At 54.3% G+C, this 20863-nt stretch carries 19 protein-coding genes; 4 read left to right on the forward strand and 15 right to left on the reverse strand.

The genetic code is table 11. From position 1 onward, the window contains the following. Positions 1–65: 65 nt before the first annotated feature. The 6 genes from FE784_RS04385 to FE784_RS04405 form a co-directional block, all read right to left on the reverse strand. Entirely contained in the window at positions 66–902 is an 837-nt protein-coding gene (locus tag FE784_RS04385; RefSeq protein WP_139600912.1) for an AraC family transcriptional regulator, read from the reverse strand. Between the two features lie 17 nt (positions 903–919). Beyond that, positions 920–2452, reverse strand: a complete 1533-nt coding sequence (locus FE784_RS04390; RefSeq protein WP_139600913.1) for a coproporphyrinogen III oxidase — start codon at positions 2450–2452, stop codon at positions 920–922. A 204-nt stretch (positions 2453–2656) separates the two neighbouring features. Beyond that, positions 2657–2833 carry a hypothetical protein gene (locus tag FE784_RS40665; RefSeq protein WP_176705969.1) on the reverse strand — a complete coding sequence of 59 codons (177 nt, stop codon included), beginning with the start codon at positions 2831–2833 and terminating at the stop codon, positions 2657–2659. Positions 2834–3006: 173 nt separating this feature from the next. Continuing rightward, positions 3007–3804 carry a (2Fe-2S)-binding protein gene (locus FE784_RS04395; RefSeq protein WP_139600914.1) on the reverse strand — a complete coding sequence of 266 codons (798 nt, stop codon included), beginning with the start codon at positions 3802–3804 and terminating at the stop codon, positions 3007–3009. A 251-nt stretch (positions 3805–4055) separates the two neighbouring features. Beyond that, positions 4056–4496: a D-aminoacyl-tRNA deacylase gene (gene dtd, locus FE784_RS04400; protein WP_139600915.1), complete on the reverse strand. Its 441-nt coding sequence runs from the start codon at positions 4494–4496 to the stop codon at positions 4056–4058. A 26-nt stretch (positions 4497–4522) separates the two neighbouring features. Next, positions 4523–6709 carry a RelA/SpoT family protein gene (locus tag FE784_RS04405; protein ID WP_139600916.1) on the reverse strand — a complete coding sequence of 729 codons (2187 nt, stop codon included), beginning with the start codon at positions 6707–6709 and terminating at the stop codon, positions 4523–4525. A gap of 221 nt (positions 6710–6930) precedes the next feature. On the opposite strand from FE784_RS04405, the gene uraA reads away from it, so the two are divergent. Continuing rightward, positions 6931–8211 (forward strand): uracil permease, encoded by a 1281-nt coding sequence (gene uraA / locus FE784_RS04410; protein ID WP_139600917.1) that lies wholly within the window; start codon positions 6931–6933, stop codon positions 8209–8211. Between the two features lie 389 nt (positions 8212–8600). On the opposite strand, the gene FE784_RS04415 is transcribed toward uraA, so the two are convergent. From FE784_RS04415 to FE784_RS04440, 6 genes are all read right to left on the reverse strand, one after another. Continuing rightward, a complete protein-coding gene (locus FE784_RS04415; protein ID WP_139600918.1) occupies positions 8601–9113 on the reverse strand; it encodes an adenine phosphoribosyltransferase in 513 nt (170 codons plus the stop codon). Further along, a complete protein-coding gene (gene recJ, locus FE784_RS04420) occupies positions 9110–11539 on the reverse strand; it encodes a single-stranded-DNA-specific exonuclease RecJ (protein WP_139600919.1) in 2430 nt (809 codons plus the stop codon). The genes FE784_RS04415 and recJ overlap by 4 nt, the downstream gene beginning before the upstream one ends. 150 nt (positions 11540–11689) lie before the next feature. Next, complete coding sequence (locus tag FE784_RS04425; RefSeq protein ID WP_139600920.1) at positions 11690–12640, reverse strand: cation diffusion facilitator family transporter; 951 nt, start codon at positions 12638–12640, stop codon at positions 11690–11692. A gap of 51 nt (positions 12641–12691) precedes the next feature. Then, complete coding sequence (secF, locus tag FE784_RS04430; protein ID WP_139600921.1) at positions 12692–13609, reverse strand: protein translocase subunit SecF; 918 nt, start codon at positions 13607–13609, stop codon at positions 12692–12694. Then, positions 13599–14831, reverse strand: coding sequence for a protein translocase subunit SecD (secD, locus tag FE784_RS04435; protein WP_139600922.1), 1233 nt, complete (start codon positions 14829–14831; stop codon positions 13599–13601). Before secD ends, secF begins: the two co-directional genes overlap by 11 nt. A 194-nt stretch (positions 14832–15025) precedes the next feature. Beyond that, positions 15026–15307, reverse strand: coding sequence for a post-transcriptional regulator (locus FE784_RS04440; RefSeq protein ID WP_139600923.1), 282 nt, complete (start codon positions 15305–15307; stop codon positions 15026–15028). Positions 15308–15493: 186 nt separating this feature from the next. Between FE784_RS04440 and spoVB the strand changes: the two genes are divergently transcribed. Then, positions 15494–17044 (forward strand): stage V sporulation protein B, encoded by a 1551-nt coding sequence (gene spoVB, locus FE784_RS04445; RefSeq protein WP_139600924.1) that lies wholly within the window; start codon positions 15494–15496, stop codon positions 17042–17044. Positions 17045–17072: 28 nt separating this feature from the next. Here spoVB and FE784_RS04450 read toward each other — a convergent pair whose 3' ends face one another. Beyond that, positions 17073–17768 (reverse strand): DUF421 domain-containing protein, encoded by a 696-nt coding sequence (locus tag FE784_RS04450; RefSeq protein ID WP_139600925.1) that lies wholly within the window; start codon positions 17766–17768, stop codon positions 17073–17075. A gap of 164 nt (positions 17769–17932) precedes the next feature. Between FE784_RS04450 and FE784_RS04455 the strand changes: the two genes are divergently transcribed. Together FE784_RS04455 and FE784_RS04460 are read left to right on the forward strand one after the other, a co-directional pair. Next, complete coding sequence (locus tag FE784_RS04455; protein WP_246131895.1) at positions 17933–18322, forward strand: TIGR04086 family membrane protein; 390 nt, start codon at positions 17933–17935, stop codon at positions 18320–18322. Between the two features lie 99 nt (positions 18323–18421). Beyond that, positions 18422–19273, forward strand: coding sequence for a phosphatase PAP2 family protein (locus FE784_RS04460; RefSeq protein WP_139600926.1), 852 nt, complete (start codon positions 18422–18424; stop codon positions 19271–19273). Between the two features lie 85 nt (positions 19274–19358). Here FE784_RS04460 and yajC read toward each other — a convergent pair whose 3' ends face one another. Together yajC and tgt are read right to left on the reverse strand one after the other, a co-directional pair. Further along, positions 19359–19703: a preprotein translocase subunit YajC gene (gene yajC, locus FE784_RS04465; RefSeq protein WP_139600927.1), complete on the reverse strand. Its 345-nt coding sequence runs from the start codon at positions 19701–19703 to the stop codon at positions 19359–19361. 16 nt (positions 19704–19719) lie between these two features. After that, a complete protein-coding gene (tgt, locus tag FE784_RS04470; RefSeq protein WP_139600928.1) occupies positions 19720–20856 on the reverse strand; it encodes a tRNA guanosine(34) transglycosylase Tgt in 1137 nt (378 codons plus the stop codon). Positions 20857–20863: the final 7 nt, after the last annotated feature.

Below are 20863 nucleotides of genomic sequence, written 5' to 3' on the forward strand. Positions count from 1 at the left end.
GCGGTATGGAAATGGAGGAAGTTCACTTGCATTTGCACAAAACGAACCTGTTTTCGGCCAAAAGCTCAGCTCATCAGCTGGCGGTATTCCGAAGGGGACAAACCGGCATGCTTCTTGAACGTGCGAGAGAAATAGTAAAGCTCCATGCCGACTCTGCGGGCGATATCGGAGATCGACTCGTCCGTCGCGGTCAGCAGCGTTTTCGCCGTATCCATTTTGAGCCGCTGCACGTATTGGATCGGGGAAATGCCTACAAGCTCCCGGAATTGGCGGATCAAATAGTTCGGATGAAAATGGACGAGATCGGCCAGCTGCTGAACGGTCACATTTTCGTGCTGATGCAGTTCGATATATTTCAGTACCTTGTTCAAGTTTTGGATGCCGCTGTCTTCCTCGGCCGGACGAAACGATTCGCGGTTCAGGACGGCGGTCTCCAGAAACAAACTGACGATTTCGAGCAGCGTCGCTTTTTGCAGCAGCACGGCCGAGAACGATTCGCTCTCGTAATGTCCGATCAGCTTCTCGAACAGGCCGGAGAGCCGTTCTTCGTCCTCCACGTCGATGCTGTAAGGAACGCCCGTCAGCCGAAACAGATCGGTATCTCCGATTTTGGCCGTAAAGTGGCACCAATACTTTCCGAAAGCGTTCTCATTTGTAGCGTAGTACGATTGCTTCACGCCCGCAGGCATGACGAACAGCTGTCCGGGCTTGGGGTAGTACGTCACGCCGTCGATAACGAGACAGCCTTCCCCCTCCCGGATATAATAAAACCGATTGAAATCCGGAACGAAATTCATCTGCCGCCATCGCATGTTGACCTTCGTATAATTGGCGAACGACAGGTGGACCTGCACGTTCGCCAGCAAATTCCGCAGCCGCGAGAGCGATTTGCTCGTCTTCATCGTTTTTCCCGCCTATGTCAATGGCTCAGCGTATGTCCGTACGCTTCGTCCAAGAGCCGAACTTTTTTGTCGTAATATTGCTTGTAAGCCTGATTGTAGACGGACGGCTCCTTCGGATTCGGAAACCGCTCGATCTTCTGATGCTCGTTTCCTTCTTCGTCCACGGTTGAAGGATACAACACTTTGCTGACAGCTCCGCATCCGAGTCCGATAATCGTCTGCCGCTCCTCCATCATGAGAATGTTGTACAGGCTGTCGTGGTCGGCGAGCGCATAACCGACGTTCTCGAGATTGCCGAGCATGTTCTTTTGGCGATACATGTAATAAGGATGATAGCCGTTCGCTTCCATAAAATCGTTGGCCATCTTCATCATATCGGCGATTTCGTCCCGTTCCGCCACCTCGTATTGGTCGCGGTTTTTAGTCATTTTCGAGGCCCTCTTGAACGATAGCGTATGGACCGTCAACGACTCCGGCAGCAGCTTCGCCGTTTCGTCGAGCGTATGCTGAAATTCGGCCGTGCTTTCGTTCGGGAGACCGATAATGAGATCCATATTGATGTTATCCATTCCCATTTCGCGCGACAGCAAAAATTTCTCGACCGTTTCCTCGACCGTATGATGCCGGCCGATTTTATCCAATGTCAGCTGGGTGAAGCTTTGCGGATTGATGCTGATCCGGTCGACGTTCCATTTCTTCATGACGGCCAGCTTCTCCGGCGTTATCGTATCCGGTCGGCCCGCCTCTACCGTCAGCTCTCGCACTTTGTCCATATCCGGCAGCGAATCGCGCATCGTCACGAACAGGGAGTCGATTTGATCCGCCGTGATGCTGGTCGGCGTACCGCCGCCCCAATAAATCGTCGTAATGGAAAGTCCGGCCTGCTTCAGCCATTTGCCCGTCTCGCGGATTTCATAGTGGAGCCCGTCCAGAAACGAATCGACCGATCCGTTGTTGCCCCGGATGTCGTAAGCCGGGAACGTGCAATAGGCGCACTTGGTCGGGCAGAACGGAATGCCGATATACAAGCTGACCTCGCGGTCCAGCTCGAACAAATCGGGAATAACCTTAAGCTGACGCTCGGCGATATCCGCCAGCAGCTTTGCTTTCCCGTCGGTCAGCAAATACTCCTCCTGCAGCTGGCGTACGCTTTGCTCGCGGCCTTGCCTGCGCAGCATATTGTGCATCAGCTTCGTCGGACGAACGCCGGTGAGCACGCCCCATGGCTGCTCCAATCCGGTCGCTTCCTCCAGCACGCGCAGCATCGCCGAGCCTACTACGCGCTTCAGCTCCCTGCGCCGCTGCTCCTCCGAATCCCGCTTAAGCTGGCGCCGCTCCGTGTGCGACCAAGAGCGCTCCGACTGCGGGTGCGTCAATTCGGCCTTGACTTCAGCCGTTCCGTCCTCCGCATACATGTCCAGCCTCATTCGCATATCCGCATCGGTGCAAGCCTCGTACACGATCTCCACTTCTTCATAGAACAGCTTCCATATATGAAAAATTTCCATTTGATAGTCAACAAATCCGATTTGCTTTACTTCCACCTTCATGAAGCGTACGCCCCTTTCCCGATCCCAAATCAAGTCGTATCCCCGTCTGTAGGCAAGATCCAATAGGGAATCGCCCTAGTATCGCAATTAGTTTACCACATTCGGGCGTATCGAGCATCTCATTCGGATATAGAAGCGGAGAGGGGCGCTTCGTTTTATTTTGCCTCTGTGATCATGAACGGATCTTATACGAGTTCGACAGGCTTATGGTCTTAACGGCTTGCGCGGCGAATGTTTGACATGAACATGGCCGGAGGCCCATTCTTGGGCGGCTTCGGCAGCAAACGACGCATTTTGCATCCCGGCGCTCTCATGGACGTCGTTGTGCATGAACCTGTTGTTCGGTTCGAGCAGTATCGTTTCTTTTTTGGATCGGCGCATTCGGCAGTCTCCTTCGTTGTGGCCTGTACTACCAGTTTCCCCAGGAGAGCGGGAAAACATAATCGATCGCGCCGAAACAGGGCCGCATGGCAAAAAAAGCCTTGCCCTCGCATCGTGCCGATGCCGGTCAAGACCTCTTCATTTGATATGCGCTTGATGATAAAGCTACGCACTTAAGTCGAAACCGGCTCCGGCTCCCGCGCTTTGATCCGGCGCTCCTCGCGCTCCGATTCCTTGATTCGGGGGCATGTGTAGCAGTAATAGCCGCCCTCGGTACGATAATATTGACAGCATACGTTTTTCATCCGGATTTGCTTGCACGGGTCTTTCAAGTCTTCAACCCAGCGGATTTTTACGTCGAACGGATTTTTGCTCCGGCCGAATACGGCAACCGGGATTTCCCGCGTCAGGAAAGCATAGTCTGCGGATACCCTGTTTCGTTGTTCCTCGCTGGCCGCGGCCAGCATCCATTGCTCGGTCATATAATTGAAGCGTGTCGGCAGCAGCCCCCACAGTTGCCCCGCATCGACCCCGCCGACGATCGCCGCCGATTCATATATGCGTCTGACCGTATTCTCGTAAAAGATAGCATATACCCGTTCCAGCCATGCTTGCCGCTCCGCTTCGTTCTTCGGCGCCTGCTCCTCTGCCCAACGGTCGAGCTTGTAGGCGACTCCGTATTTGCCATCGCCAACGGCAAATAATTGGACGGTAATACGATCAAGCGACAAGTCGACCGATTTCCCCAATAAGGATACGGCATATTGCAGAGAGAGGCACGTATTGGCGAATTGGTTGCAGAAATAAGAGACGGCCGCCACCCGGTCAAGCGCCTTCACCAGCGGAGCGTAAGCGTCGATAAGCTTCTCCATGGCATCCCGCTCCACGAGCCGCGACGCCGCTACGGAGTATACGATATGCTCCTTATCGTCCAAGCTGACGTTGAATTTGTGCAAAGCCTCGAATTCCACGCTACCCACTTCCTCGCCTTATGTATACGGAACGGCCGTTTGCGCATTCGGAACAAACTGCAGCACCCGGCGGCAACCGCACGAATTAGTGATAATGATAATCATTATATCAATATAATCCGACAAATGCCATACACGATTTTGGCAAAAAGCGGATTTGCAGGTCTGAGATCAAATCCGAGAATATTCCCCGGTTCACTATCAATGAACCAAATTTCGCTATTCTCGCCCCAAACAAAAAAAAGAGAGCCTCAACGACTCTCGATCACGAGCGTCACGGGCCCCCAATTCGTCAATTGCACATCCATCATTGCACCGAACACGCCGGTCTCCACATGGACGCCTTGCGCCAGCAGCAGCTCGTTGAACCGCTCGTACAGCGGCTCCGCCTGCTCCGGCCGGGCGGCCGCCATGAAGTTGGGCCGCTTTCCTTTGCGCACGTCGCCATACAGCGTAAACTGCGATACCGACAGCACCTCGCCGCCCGTATCCAGCACCGACAAGTTCATCTTGCCTTCCCCGTCCTCGAAAATGCGCAGCCCGGCCAGCTTTTCCGCCAAGTAACGGGCATCCTGCTCCGTATCCTCATGCGTGACGCCGACCAAAACGACAAGCCCGCGTTCGATCTTGCCGACCGTCTCGCCGTCGACCGACACACGCGCTTCCTTGCTTCTCTGTACGACTATTCTCAATCCCGCTCTCGCTCCCTTGCCGAAACTTACGATTGCATAATCCGCTGAACGGAATAAATGTCTCTTACACGCTTGATCTTCTCCACGACCGACTGCAAATGATCGATATTTTTGATCAAAATGGTCATATGGATAATCGCCATCTTGTTCTTATCCGAACGGCCGGATACGGCGGATATGACCGTCTTGCTCTCGGACACCGCCTGCAGCACCTCGTTCAGGAAAGCGCGCCGGTCATGGCCCGTAATCTCGATCTCCACGTGATAGTTCGCTTCGACCGCGGTCTCCCATTCCACGTCGATCATCCGGTTGTGATCGTCCTCGTCCCCGGTCGGAATGTTCGTACAGTCTTCGCGGTGAATGGAGACACCGCGTCCGCGAGTAATATAGCCGATAATCGGATCGCCCGGCACCGGGTTGCAGCAGCGCGCGAACCGGACGAGCATATTGTCCACGCCTTTGACGCGGACGCCATGCGTCGGCCTGCTCTTCTTCTCGAGCGGCGCCTTCACTTCCTTGACTTCGCTCGTCAGCTCGAGCGCTTTCGACTGCGCTTCCTCGTTCTCCTTGCGCAGCTTGTCTGTCAGCCTCGTGCATATTTGTGCCGCCGTAATGCCGCCGAAGCCGACCGCGGACATCATATCCTCGATATCGTTGAAATTGAACTTCTTGGCAACCTCTTGCAGGTTGTCGTCGGTCGTCAAGGTTGACGGCTCCAAGCCGAGCCGCTTCAGTTCGCGGTCGATCGCGTCCGTGCCCTTCTGAACGTTCTCCTCGCGTTTTTCCTTCTTGAACCACTGCTTGATCTTGCTGCGCGCATGCGAGGACTGGGCAATTTTCACCCAATCCTGGCTAGGGCCGTATGAATGCTTGGACGTCAAAATTTCCACGATGTCGCCCGTACCGAGCTTGTAATCGAGCGGCACGATCCGCCCGTTTACTTTCGCGCCCACCGTCCGGTTGCCGATTTCCGTATGAATCCGGTAGGCGAAATCGAGCGGAACCGAGCCGGCCGGCAGCTCGATGACTTCCCCTTTCGGGGTAAAGACGAAAACGAGATCGGAGAAAAAGTCCATTTTGAGCGATTCCATAAACTCCGCGGCGTCATGGGTTTCCTGCTGGAGCTCCAATATTTCGCGAAAAAAATTCATCCGGTCTCCGAAGCCGCCAGAAGGGACCATGGAGCCTTCCTTGTACGCCCAGTGGGCGGCGATCCCGAACTCCGACGTCTTATGCATGTCCCACGTGCGGATCTGCACCTCCAGCGGCTCCCCGCTGGGGCCTACTACCGTCGTATGAAGCGACTGGTACATGTTCGGCTTCGGCATGGCGATATAGTCTTTGAACCGTCCCGGCATAGGTTTCCATAACGTGTGGATAATGCCGAGCGTGGCATAGCAGTCTTTAATATTGTCGACGATGACGCGGATGGCGAGCAGATCGTATATTTCGTTGAACTGCTTGTTTTTGGTCGTCATCTTTTTGAAAATACTGTAAATATGTTTCGGGCGTCCGGAGATGTCTCCATCGATTCCCATTTCGCCGAGCTTGTTGCGAATGCTGTCGATAATTTCTTCGATATATTTCTCGCGCTCGACCCGTTTCTTCTGCATCAGATTGACGATCCGGTAATATTGCTGCGGATTCAAGTAACGGAGGGCGATGTCCTCCATTTCCCACTTGATCGCGGATATCCCGAGCCGATGGGCGATGGGGCAAAATATTTCCAGCGTTTCGTCGGCGATACGACGCTGCGCTTCCTCGGACTGAAACTTCAGCGTACGCATATTATGCAGCCGGTCGGCCAGCTTGATCAAGATGACGCGGATGTCCTGGGCCATCGCCACGAACATTTTGCGGTAATTTTCGTTTTGCTGCTCTTCCTTCGATTTGAACTTGATTTTCTCAAGCTTGGTGAGGCCGTCGACGAGCATCGCGCACGTTTTGCCGAACTGTTTCTCCACCGCTTCGAGCGAGACGGTCGTATCTTCCACGACGTCGTGCAGCAGGGCAGCGATGACCGAAGTGACATCCATCTGCATATTCACCAAAATTTCGGCAACGGCAAGCGGATGCAAAATATACGGCTCCCCCGATTTGCGCACTTGCCCGAAATGGGCTTGATCGGCGAAGTCGTACGCTTCGCGGATTCGAACGAGGTCGTTAGGTTTCAAGTATGCCGCCGCGCGTTCCAGTAACTGCTCAATGCCCATCGTACTATACCTACTCCTGCCATACATTCGTTTTCTCTTCATTATGCCCTTGAAAGCTTCTTGCGTCAACTGAAACGGGACAATTTCCGGCCAACGGCCTCGCGTGTTTCATCCGCATCTTTTGCGCGAAAAATGCAAGTGCTTTTTCGACACAATTCTGTTATCCTATTTCTTGGCAAACTGCATCTTCTCGAAATTATGTGCCAAAAAGGAGAACCTCCATGCAGCAACGCGTCATCCGGGTGGACGAACGTCCTCCTCTTCACAAAAGCATTCCGCTCGGCATTCAGCATCTGTTCGCGATGTTCGGTTCCACCGTTCTCGTACCGTTCCTGTTCAAGGTCGATCCGGCCACCATTCTGCTTATGAACGGAATCGGGACGCTGCTGTACTTGCTGCTCACCAAAGGAAAAATTCCCGCCTATCTCGGCTCCAGCTTCGCGTTCATCTCACCGGTGTTCGTCGTTCTCGGGACGCAAGGCTACAGTGCGGCGCTGGGCGGATTTATCGTAGTAGGCGTCGTGTTCTGTCTGGTCGCGCTGTTGATCAAGTCCGTCGGAACGCGCTGGATCGACGTCGTTTTCCCGCCTGCCGCCATGGGGGCCATCGTAGCCGTCATCGGCCTGGAGCTCGTTCCGGTAGCCGCCGGCATGGCCGGCTTGATCCCGGGCTCCGACGCTTCGCCGGATTGGACGCTCGATACGAAGACCGTGACGGTATCCATCGTTACGCTGCTTGTTACGATTGTCGGACAAGCGATGTTCCGCGGATTTCTGAAAATTATACCGATCTTGATCGGCATCATCGTCGGCTATGTCCTCGCCGCGGCAAACGGGCTCGTCAGCCTGGATAAAGTAAGGGAAGCGGACTGGTTCGCCGTACCGACGTTCTACAGCCCTTCCTGGGACTGGGCCAGCATCGCGGTCATCCTTCCGGCCGCGCTCGTCGTCATCGTCGAGCATATCGGCCATTTGATCGTGACCGGCAATATCGTCGGCAAAGATTTGACGAAGGATCCGGGACTCGACCGCTCGCTCCTCGGCAACGGCGTGTCCACGATCTTGTCCGGCTTCGTAGGCTCCACCCCGAATACGACATACGGGGAAAATATCGGCGTTCTCGCGATTACGAAAGTATATTCCACCTGGGTGCTCGGACTCGCCGCCCTCTTCGCCATCGTGTTGTCTTTCGTCGGCAAGCTGGCCGCGCTGATCAATACGATACCTTTGGCCGTCATGGGCGGCATCTCGCTGCTGCTGTTCGGGGTTATCGCCGCTTCCGGTATCCGGATGCTCGTAGAGAGCAAGGTCGATTACGCTAAAGCGTCCAATCTGATGCTGACCACGATCGTGCTCGTCATCGGCATCAGCGGTGCGAAAATCGCCTGGGGCAACTTCGAATTGAAAGGAATGGCGCTCGCCACCGTAGTCGCCATCGTACTCAGTCTGTTTTTCAAGCTTAGCGAGGTGCTCGGACTTTCCAACGAGAAGGATTCGGGTTAAGTTGAGTAGCACGCCTTCCTTTGGAAGCATTTCTTCGGTCAAACCTGCTTCGGCAAACTTAAACTTTCAAAATCGAGAAAAAGGATCTTCGGCCGCTCACGCCGATGATCCTTTTTCCATCTCGCTCGCTTATGTTCCGGATGAAGCTCGATCCTTCTCCCCGCATAGCGCAGCCGATAATAAACCAAAGCGTTACTAGTAGGCTAACATGCTTTTATCCGAGCATGATCCGCCACAAGTCCACCCGATCGTCTTGCACAAACCGCGCCGTTTCGACAATTATCGTTGGAGTAGACCGTTTTATTGCGACTTATTTCCCGGAAAATAATACTCGCTGCACGGACAAAAAAAGGAGCCGGCTCATCCAGCCGCACTCCTTGTCGTGACCATTAGTATTGGACGAGCGAGACGACATCGATGCCATCCAGCTTTTCCCGTCCGTTCAAATAAGACAGCTCGATCAAAAACGCCGCCCCGGCAATTTCTCCGCCAAGCTGCCGGATAAGGTTCAGCGTAGTCGAAATCGTACCGCCCGTTGCGAGCAAATCGTCGGCGATCAGCACGCGTTGGCCGGGGCGGATCGAGTCTTTGTGAACGGCCAGCTTGTCTTTGCCGTATTCGAGATCGTAGCCGGCCTCGATCGTTTCGCCCGGCAGCTTGCCGCTCTTGCGGATCGGTACGAAGCCTATGCCGAGCGCATAAGCAAGCGGCGCTCCGATGACGAAGCCGCGCGCCTCCGGACCCGCCACCAGCTCGATCCCTTTGTCCCGATAATGATCCGCCAGCGTATCGATAACTTCCTTATACACCGGACCGTTGTTCAGCAAAGTCGTAATATCCTTGAAGCGAATGCCAAGCTGCGGAAAATCGGGTATGACCCGGATATGCTCTTTCAAATTCATCCTATTCCCTCCATCAAACGTTTCGGTTCCGCCGACAGCCGGCCCAACATCCATTCCGCCAACTGCTGCGCATTCGTATAAACGAGCGTTTGCTCAATCTCGCTTCGGGCGATTCTGCTTTGATAAGTGCTTGATTCGTTCATATCCCGTTTACGCGGGGAAGCGACCGTCTGCATCGTTCCGTTCTGCTGCATGATAAAGTCCAATTCCTCGAATACATTCAGCATAAAACGGATCATCGCGTCGGATAAGCCCGTCTTCCGCCGCATCGGTTCGAGAAAAGAAACGTTATCCGCCGCCCAGGAGCTTTTCTGCATGACGACTTGGTACAACAGCTTAAACGTTTCTCGGGAGGGCACTTTTGCGTAGTCGCGGTCCCAATCCGCAAACACGGCGTATATCCGCTTTGCTTGGCATTGTCCCAGCATCGCTTCGAACGATTCCATACGTTCGGGCAAGGAAATGAGGAGCACATCCTCCGCCTCGGAAAAGCTGCCGCTTTTCGCCATAGCGTTCAATGGAATTATGCCGTTTCGCGAATCCATCGCCCATAGTCCGCACGATAGCCGGTCCGGATCGATAAACCGGGAGGGCGCGTTCGCCTCGACGACCACGGCTCCGCAGCCGTTCGCATGACGCTCTCCGCCTCCGGCTGCCGTCAGCTCGGCAAACTTCTCGGCGGCCTGCTTGACTCCGCGCCAATCGAAAACTTGCACGTGAGGGATGCGCATATCGTGAATGACAATTTGCGGCTTGCGCACGCCGTTCCACTCGTTGATCCCCAATTCTCCGAGTATGTCGACTTTCGCCGTACCCGCGATGAGCTCGAGCGTGCTTCCCCGTCCGAACCCCAGCGCTTCCACAACACCCGCGGCACTATCCTCCGGCTGAGACAGCATCAGCTTCATATGCTGCTTGTCTTTGCCAAGAGCGCGCTTCTCCTGCACAGTCAGGTCGGACAAGACGAAACGGGGAGCCGGATTGCCCATCCCGAATGGCGCCAATGCCTCGAGCTGCCGAATAAAGTCCACCGATATATCGCAAAGCTTGAACTCGGCATCCGCGTTATAAACCGGCCTGTAATGCTCTTCCTCCAGCCAATCCTCGGCCAGCATATTCAAACGATCGCGGAAATCGTCCAACCGATTCCGGGATAGCGACATTCCGGCCGCCGCCTGATGGCCTCCGTAATGGTCGAGAAGCTCCGCGCAATGCGTCAACGCGCGGTACATGTCATACCCGGGGATCGAACGTGCCGATCCTTTGGCCATACCGGTCTCCGGGTCGATCCCCAGAACGATGACCGGACGATAGAAGCGCTCCAGAATTTTCGCCGCCACGATTCCGATGACCCCAACGTTCCAGCCTTCCCGGGCGACCACGATAACATTGCGCTTCGAATCGGGATCGTCGGCCGAAATAAGCTGCAGCGCCTCGTTCGTCATTTCTTCCACGATACGCTGGCGCTCCTTGTTCAGTTCATCCAAAGTTTCGGCGATGCGCTCCGCTTCGATCCGGTCGTCCGTCGTTAGCAAAGTTACCGCATCCCCGGCATGATCGAGCCGGCCGCTTGCATTGATTCGCGGAGCCAAAGAAAAACCGAGATGCGTTGCGGTAATTTCTTTGTCCGCTACGCCCGATACTTCCAGCAGCGCTTGAATTCCCGTGTAGCTGCTATTCTGCATTCGCTCGAGCCCGAGCTTCACGATCGAGCGGTTCTCTCCGGAGAGCGGCATCAAATCCGCAACCGTTCCGATAGCGGCAATCTCCAGCAGTTCCATGGGCAGTTCCCCCAGAAGCGCATGCGCCAGCTTGAACGCGACACCGACACCAGCCAATTGCTTGAACGGATAAGGACATCCGGGCTTTTTCGGATTGAGGACCGCTATCGCGTCGGGCAGCAGCTCGGGAGGCTCGTGGTGATCCGTTACGACCGTATCGATGCCGATGCTTGCCGCATAGGCGACCTGTTCCCTGGCACTGATTCCCGTATCCACCGTTATGATCAGGGATACGCCGCATTCCTTGGCCAGGCCGATCGCTTTCTCGTTCAAGCCGTATCCTTCGATTGCCCGATGCGGGATGTATGTATCGAACTGCGCACCCAGCCGTCGAAGCAAATGGGTCATGAGCGAAGTGCTGCTCACCCCGTCCGCATCATAATCGCCGTAAACGCGTATTTTTTCATTGGACTGAAGCGCCTGCCTGATGCGGGCGACCGCCAAATCCATCCCATCCAGCAGAAAAGGATCATGAAAATGATCCTTTCCGGCTTTGAGGAACCGCCCCGCTTCCCCGGGTTCGGTAATGCCCCTTGCTGCGAGCATATTGGCAATGACGGGATGTAGCTTCAATTCGGCGCATAACCGTTCCGCAGCCGCTTGGTCGACATCGCTAACTTTCCATTTGGCTTTCGATTGAAGCAACGTTACACCCCCCATTTCATCCCCCAAAAGTGAAGAAAGCATTCGAAGCATAGTTCGATTACTTTCGTGGGAGCCCTCAAGGCCCATAAAAGTGAAGAAGGCCCTCGAATCGAACTCCCGACCCTTCGGAGGACCCTCATGTATGTGTAATCAATGAAGCAAAGTCGGGAAATCGGGATGCTCCGAGTCTACATCCTTGTATGGATACCCCGGGTCGTAAGGATTGACATGAACGAACACGTCGGAAACGTGGCTGAACTTGGTGAGCAGCTGATGCTTGACCGACTTGCCGATATCATGGCCTTCGATGACCGTAATCTTCGGATTTACGCTAATTTTAATATCTACGATTACATAATGGCCGTGCTCGCGGGCGCGCAAATCGTTTACGGCGATAACGCCTTTGACTCGCAGCGCGGTTTCGAGCAGCTCTTCGGTTTCTTCCTGATGAAGCACATGGTCGATTGTCGTATGGATCGACCCTTTGACCAGCTTATAGCCCATGCGCAGTACAAGAAAAGCGACGAACAGTCCCGCTACCGGGTCCAAGTAAAACAGCATCGGCTGGTTCGTATAGCCGCCGAGCACGGCTCCGCCGACGCCGATCAGAACCGCCACGGACGACATGACGTCGGTCCTGTGGTCCCAGGCGCTCGCTATGAGCGCATGGCTGGACAGCTTTTTGCCCAAGCGGAAATTGTATTGGAACAAAAACTCTTTGACTACGATCGAAATGCCGATTGCTACCAAAGCGAACTCCTTGGGAGCTTCCCCCACTCCGCCGAATATCGATTTGACGGAATTGTAGCCGATTTCCAAACCGACGAGAAGCAGCAGCACCGACACGATGACGGCGGAGACCGACTCCGCCTTGCCGTGTCCGTACGGATGATCTTCGTCGGGAGGACGTTTGGCCGCCTTCAGCCCGATCAGCACCGCCGCCGATCCGGCGACGTCCGAAGCCGAATTCGCCGCGTCCGCCAGCAACGCCTTACTGCCCGACAGCCAACCGACGATACCCTTCATGACCGCGAGCGCAATATTTCCGATAATTCCTACCCAAGCCGCAAATTGCGCTTTTTCGAAACGCTGATCCGACATGTGGGCCCCCCCTACGTGTTTGAAAACATCGTTCGTCCGTCCGCTCGCCGATTACGGATTTGCTTTGGCCGGCGCTGCCTTGACCGATTTGAGCGACGTTCTCTTCAGCAAATACCACATCGGAGTGGCGAGACAAATCGAGGAATATACCCCGCTTACCAACCCGATCATTTTGGCCAAGGCGAACAGCTTGATCGATTCGCTTCCGAACAAGTATAGACACAAAGCTGCGATCAGTACGGTGATGACCGTGTTGATCGAACGTCCCATCGTCTGCCAGATGCTCGTATTGACAAGCTCGGCCAAATCGGCGTCCGTCTTTAGCTTGGCAAACCGGAGATTTTCGCGTATCCGGTCCAAAATAACGATTTTGTCGTTGATCGAATATCCGATTGTCGTCAGTACGGCCGCTACAAACGGCAAGTCGACCTCCAGACGGAATATCGAGAAAATCGCGATAACGAAAAACGCGTCATATAAAATCGTCACGATAGCCGACAGCGCGAACCGCCATTCGAAGCGGATCGTTACATACAAGGCGACTGCCAGACTCGCTACGCCTACGGCAATCATCGCTTTATTTTTCATTTCGTTGGCCATATCCGGCGATACCGTATTGACTTCACTGCTGACCTGTTCGCCGAATACGCCCGCGAAAGTGGTCGTCAGCACCTTCACCTGCTCTTCGGTCAAAACCTCGTCGTACCGGGCGGATACGCGGTCGCTATTCGCTCCCCCGATCGTCAGGATGACCGGCGATAGCTTGGCGTCCGCGAATATTTGCTCCACTTGGGCTTTATCCGTCGTCTTGCCGAGCGCCAAGTCCAGCGAAGTGCCCGATTTGAAATCGACCCCATAGTGCATGTTGAACAGGAGCACCATAATGATCCCGATAACCGTGACGGCAGCGGAGGCGATGAAAAAGATGTTCCGGTTTTTGATAAAATCGTAGCGATTCTTATAGCTCACGGATATCCGCCTCCTTTACGCCGTAATACGTAGGTCTCTTGAATAGATTGCTGCGGATGAGCAGGTCGATCAAAAATTTCGAGAACAGGATGTTCGTCAACATGCTGATCAGGATGCTCACGATCATCGTCAGGGCGAAGCCGCGGATAGCCCCGTTACCGATCGCGTACAGCACGCCGCAAGAAATGATGTTCGTTATGTTGGCGTCCATGATCGTGCGGATCGAATGCTTGGAGCCGGATCTCAAGGACGACAGCAAGCTTTTGCCGCTGCGGATTTCTTCCTTAATGCGCTCGAACTTGATAATATTGGCATCCACCGCCATCCCGATCCCGAGAATAAGCGCCGCGATGCCCGGCAAGGTCAAGGTCGCGTTCATCAAGTAGAAGACGACCAGCACGAGCCAGGTGTAAGCGATCAGCGTAATGGCCGCCACGATGCCGGGTATCCGGTAAAATGCGATCATGAACAGCAGAATAAGCACGGAGCCGATAATGCCGGCTTTGACCGTTTGCTCGAGCGACTGCTGCCCGAGGGTCGCCCCGATCGATTGCGTGTACTTTTCCGTCAGCTTTAACGGAAGGGCGCCAAGGTTGATGATATCCTTCAGTTCGGTTGCTTCCTCATACGTGTAGTTGCCCGTAATCGTAGCTTTTCCGTCCGTTAATACCGATTGCACGATCGGAGCGGACAACTGCTCTTCATCCAAATAAATGGCAAGCGGCTGTTGGAGCAGCCTGCGCGTAACGTCGGCGAATTTGTCCTTATCCTTGACCTCGATTTGGATAAGCGGGCGGTTCGCCTGATCGAATCCGACCTTAGCCGCGCCTTCCACGAAATCGCTTCCGACCATTTCCTTCTTGCCGTCCGGTCCGCGGAAAGACAGCTCGGCCGGTTTGCGCAAAAGCTCGCGTACTTGCTCCTGGTTCTCGACACCGGCCAGCTTGACGCGAATCCGGTTCGTTCCTTCCGTCGTAACGTCGGGTTCCGCCACGCCGCTGGAATTCGCCCGTTTCTCCAAACTTTGCGCGGTCTGGATGAGCGAATCGCGGGTTACCTCTTTGCCTGCCTCAATCGGCTCGGCCACATACAAAATCTCGAAGCCGCCCTTCAAATCCAACCCAAGCCTGACCTTTGGCAGCAATCCCGGGCTTGTCCATGCCACGACTCCCAGCAGAACGACCACGATAAGCAGAAATGCCGCCAATCGTTTGATATTCATGTAAGCGACTCCCTTCCATACTCAATATTCCTATTATACCTACCGCCTAAAATCGAGTCAATTTGACAGGCTCGACCGACAACGCCGGCGCAAAATAACCCCACGAAGTGGGGCCTTTGCTCCGAAGCTTATCCAGGTACATTGCTGGGACCCCGAACCATAAATTTCCCGTCAAAAAAAAGCCGCGTTTCCTCTCAGAAACGGGCGCCTTTGCGGTATATGCTCATCGTCATCCAATTCATGAGCGTCGTCACCTTGAGCGATAATATGTCGTTTACGATTTGATGCAGCTGGGGGTAGCCGGTCTTGGCATATTTGTCGCTTACGCAGCTCCATATGTCCGCTCTGTCTACGTGATCGTAGCCCAGCATCCGGAACTCCTCCGCCTTGCTCGCGCAAAGCTGCTCGAACGACTCGTTCAATTGTTCCTCCGATAACTCGATCGCCTCCGCCGTATCGTAAGCGTCGTCCTCCATCGCGTATCCTCCTCGGGCTGCGAACCGCTTCTTCCGCGATCCTCACGGTTGATGTATTCGCCGTCGAACCTCCGAATCCTCCCTCCCGCTTGCCCGTCCCCCAAAAATGTTGCATGAGCGGACTCCTTGTCCGCATATGGTTAACAATAAGCCAGTCCATCCTATTATGGAAGGAAGTAATCCGCATTGGGGAAGCAATCGTTCATTAAAGGAACTATGATTTTGCTCGCAGCCGGCATCGTAAACCGGATACTCGGCTTCGTTCCCCGCATTGCGCTTCCGCGCATCATCGGACCCGAAGGGGTGGGGCTGTATCAATTGGGCTACCCGTTCATGATCGTGATCATCACGATTATTTCGAGCGGTATTCCTCTCGCCGTAGCCAAGCTCGTCGCGGAAGCCGATTCGAACAAGGACGAGAGAAAAATCCGTTCCATTTTAAGGATATCGCTTGCGGTAACGGGCGTTTTAGCCGTTTTCTTTACGCTCTTCTGCCTGTGGGCCGCGCCTTGGATAACGTCCCGCCTGCTGACGGACGAGCGGGTGTACTATACCTTCGTGAGCATGTGTCCAATCCTGCCGATCGTCGCCGTATCCGCCGTTTACCGCGGTTACTTTCAGGGTCGGCAAAACATGATTCCAACGGCGGTATCCCAAGTCGTAGAGACGCTGGTTCGGATTGTCGCCATGCTGACCTTTGCTTCCATCCTCCTGCCTCAAGGCATACAATGGGCGGCGGCAGGCGCAATGATCGGAGTGGTGGTCGGCGAATTATTCGGCATGCTCGTGCTGTTGTATAGCTTTTGGCGCAGCAAGGCGCGGCAAAACCGCTCGAAACCTATGGAAGAGTCGAAAGGCCGGTCCGATCGTCCTCTTCCCAAGCAGTTGTTTTCGATCGCCGTACCGGTCACGGCCAGCAAGCTGGTCGGCTCCGCTTCGTATTTGCTGGAATCGATTCTCATCGCCCAAAGCCTCGCCGTCGCCGGAGTCGCCACCGCCCTTGCCACGGCGCAGTACGGTGTGCTGCAAGGGATGATCATCCCGATTTTGCTTTTGCCCGGTGCTCTTACTTACTCCCTGTCGATTTCCCTCATTCCGACGCTGTCCGAGGCGGCCGCCCGCAAAGATATGAAAACGATACATAAAAGACTCCATCAATCACTTCGTCTGGCGCTGGTGACGGGTGCGCCGTTTGTCGTCATCATGTTCGTTCTCGCAGAACCGCTCTGCTATTTTTTGTACAAAAACGCCGAAGTGGGCAAAATGCTTAAAATGATGGCGCCCGTCGCCTTGTTTCTATATTTCCAGGGACCGCTCCAAGCGGCTCTGCAGGCGCTGGACCGCCCGGGCAGCGCTTTGACGAATACGCTTATCGGAGCGGTCGTCAAGCTCGCGCTGATCGGTTACTTGGCTTCCCGTCCGCAATGGGGAATCCTGGGCGCTGTAGTCGCGATCAATGTCAACATCGTCCTGGTCACGCTCCTCCACTGGCGAAGCGTGTCCAGATTGCTCAATTTCCGCATGCATGGCACGGATTACTTGAAAACGGCAATTGCAGCGGCGGTTATGGGGATATGCTGCTATGCGGTTATGAACCAGACGTTGTACGGCGGGCCTCTGCTCCGCTTTTTGGCCGCCTCCGCCATTAGCGCGATCGTTTATTTGATCGGCATCTTCGCGCTCAAGCTCGTGGACCGCAGCGATATGACCCGTATTCCTTGGATCGGCAAAAAGTAGTGGCGACGGCACGGGTTTCGGAGTCCGGTCAATCCCTTTTCTTATCCAAAAACAACCGGCCGCGGTAATCGATCGTGCAAAAAAACACCTGCTTGAAATCGTTCACTCCTTTGGCTTGCAGCTGATTTTTCAGCCAAAAACGGGTTTTCCCCAGCTTCTCCAAATTATCGTCCTGCACTTTCCCGTCCATGATGAGCGGAAGCGGCAGCCCTTCATAGCGGATTCGGGGAATATCCGACACCACGTCAGGCGAAGGCTTCGTCTGACTGCTTTGCTTTTCTTTCTCAATGACCGACAGCTTGCCCGACGTTTCCAGCACCGCGAATTCGACGTCGGCCACATTCTTGACGGATCTCTCGCGCAGCTGCATCATCAGATCGTCCAGCGTATACCGCTGCTTGCGCATTTCCGCCTGATTCAGCTTGCCGTTCTCGATCAAATAACTCGGCTTGCCGTCGAACCATTCCCGCATCTTGCGGTTCTTTAGTGTCAGGAATGCGATCATGATCTGAATAGCCACAAGCGTGAGCATAGGCAGTATGCCTTCCATGATCGGCATATGCGGATCGTCGATAATGAACGCGGCGATTTCGGCAATCATGATGGAAATGACAAGATCGAAAATGGACAGCTTCCCGATTTCCCGTTTCCCCATCAAACGCATGACGATGAAAACGACGAAGTATATGAGCACGGTGCGCAAAAAAATGGTCCAAAGCTCCATCTTCTTCGACTCCTCGCATGTTTCGGATTTTCATTGGTATTCTGACCGGTAACCAACCTCGTCATGCAAAAACCGGGTATTCAATAATTGCCAGAGTCTTGTACTAATCCGGCCAAGTCCCCCATACAATGGGTACTAAAAAGAATTGCGAGGTGTTTGACCGCATGAATTCCATTCCCAAAATGCCGCGGATCCGGATCACGTCACCGATTTTGTCCGGCATAGTTAGCGCGTTTCTATGGCTTTGCGTCGGTGCCGTGCTCGCTTCCTTGATCGTAGCGATGACGGATGTGTCGGAAGAGCTGATCACGACGGCCACCTTTTTTATCCATGGCATCGCTTCCCTGTTCGGCGGTTTTTCCAGCGGCAAACGATCGGTCAGCAAAGGCTGGTATCACGGTGCGCTTCTCGGCATCCTGTATACCGCCCTCGTCGTACTGATCGGCTTCTTGAGCTTCGACGCCGGAATCGGCAAAGACACCGCCGTCATGCTGGCGGTTTCCATACCCGCGGGTGCGCTCGGCGGCATGTTCGGCGTAAACGCCAAAAACTGAAAATTTGAAAATTTTGGCATTCTTTCACCTTTCCCTCTGAGTATGATATAATGTCTTAGTTCTAGACGCGCCACCCACCATATTTTAGGGGGAAACACCATGTTTATTATACAATCCATGACCCACGCCACCGTACTCATCGTGATTACCGTCTATGTACTGCTGTTTCTCTCCCTAAAAAGAAACCCGTTGTATCCTTTTCATGCGGCTGGCGTCTTCGTGCAAGAGCTGTTCACGAACCGGAAATTTATGCTGCACCTACTAGGAATCGTCGTTATCCTTTTCTTTAATAAAATCGAAATCACATTGGAAAACAGCATGAAGCAGCACAGCGACTTTACCCCTTCCGTGTTCGGACTCGAGGGAGATTTCGTCGCCGTGTTCCAAAGACTGTTCGAAAACGACTTGCTGACGTCCTTTCTTACTTTTTTTTATGTCGTCGTTTTTCCCGCGGTCATGATCGCATCGATCGGCATTTACGCGTACCAGCGCAATTTCAAGCTGTTCTATGCGGTTTGCTATGCGCTCATGATCAACTATATGATCGCCATTCCGTTTTACTTGTTTTTCCCGGTTACGGAAGTGCACGCATTCAACCCGAACGTGAAATTTTTGATGCTGGACGCCTTCCCTACCTTCGAGAATGAGTACAGGCCGCTGTCCGATTTGGACAACTGCTTTCCGAGCCTGCATACTTCGATTTCGGTAACGATGGCCATGATCGCGCTCAAGTCCAAAAACGGATTTTGGAAAGTGTTCGCCCCGGCCTGCGCCGCGATCATCATTTTCTCCATTTTTTATTTGGGCGTCCATTGGCTGACCGATATGGCGGCCGGCACGGTGCTCGGACTGCTTGCGGCGCGCATAGCGCTCCGGCTGAGCGAAGGCAAGACGCTGTTCGTCGGCTCCAGAGTCGGCGTGAAGAAAAGAAATATGGACAGCAAGTGGTAAAAAAAAGGGAAGCAGTCCTCCGGGACTGCTTTTTTTGCGTAGAAACAAAAAAAGAGACCGTGAGCCGGTCCCTTCCGCATGCGGATCAATCTTTTTTCTCGACTGCAGCTTTCTCCAATGCGGCGGCTGCCGCGGCGGATACGGCGTTCACGGCCGAACGGTCGAACGTCAGCTTGGTTGCGTCATTCACGCGAAGAACGACGATATCGTCGGTAATCTCCATGATCGTTCCGTGCAAGCCGCCGATCGTCGTAACCTTGTCCCCTTTTTTAAGCTGATTGAGCATGGCGTTTCTCGTTTTTTGCCTTTTTTGCTGCGGGCGGATCAATAAGAAATACAGCACCGCGAACATGAGCACGAACGGAATGATGGTCGTCAAGTAATTGCCCGCCGCCGGCGCTGCCGCAGCGTCTCCAGCCAAGTTCCACATAAAACGTTACCTCCCTTTAAAATCCGCTTTCATTGTCCTTCATGCCGTACCGGTCGAAAAATTCGTCCCGGTAGTCTAGCAGACGGTCTTCCGCAATAGCTTGTCTTACATTGCGCATCAGATCGAGCAAAAAATACAGATTGTGATACGTCGTCAGCCTGATGCCGAACGTCTCGTCCGCTTTGAGCAGATGGCGCAAATAAGCGCGGCTGTAATTCGTGCACGTATAACAGCCGCATTGCGGATCGAGCGGCCCGTAGTCGCGCGCGAGCTTGGCGCCCTTGGCGACCAGCCGGCCCCCGCTGGTCATGACCGTGCCGTTGCGGGCTATCCGTGTCGGAAGCACGCAGTCGAACATATCCACTCCGCGAATCGCGCCCTCGAGCAGCGCATCCGGCGAACCGACCCCCATCAGGTAACGGGGCTTTCCCGTCGGAAGAATCGGTACCGTGCTTTCCAGCATGCCGTACATGAGATCCTTCGATTCCCCTACGCTTAATCCACCAATAGCATACCCCGGGAAATCCATGGAAGTCAACTGCGCCGCGCTTTTCTTGCGCAAATCGGCGTACATGCCTCCTTGAACGATTCCGAACAGCGCCTGATCGTGCGGACGGGCATGCGATTGCAGACAGCGCTCGGCCCATCGGGTGGTCCGCTCCAGCGATTTGTCGACATAATCATAGTCGGCCGGATACGGAGGACATTCGTCGAAAGCCATCATAATGTCCGAGCCGAGCGCGTTTTGAATTTCCATAGCGATCTCCGGGGAGATGAACAGCTTGTCCCCGTTGAGATGGTTGCGGAAATGGACGCCTTCTTCGGTAATTTTGCGGAGCTTGCTCAAGCTGAACACCTGGAAGCCGCCGCTGTCGGTCAAAATCGGCCGGTCCCAGTTCATGAATTTGTGCAAGCCCCCCGCTTCGCGGACGATATCGTGTCCCGGGCGCAGAAACAGATGGTACGTGTTGCTCAAAATAATGTGCGCGTCCATTTGCTTCAATTCTTCCGGGCTCATCGTCTTGACGGTCGCTTGCGTGCCTACCGGCATGAAAGCCGGAGTATCGATGACTCCGTGTGGCGTATGAAGCCGGCCAAGCCGGGCACCGGATTGCTTGCATGTTTTGATAAGTTCGTATCGGACTGCTGCCATTTCAACT

Origin of the sequence: Paenibacillus hemerocallicola, assembly GCF_006265175.1 — a bacterium.
GTDB lineage: Bacteria > Bacillota > Bacilli > Paenibacillales > NBRC-103111 > Paenibacillus_AB > Paenibacillus_AB hemerocallicola.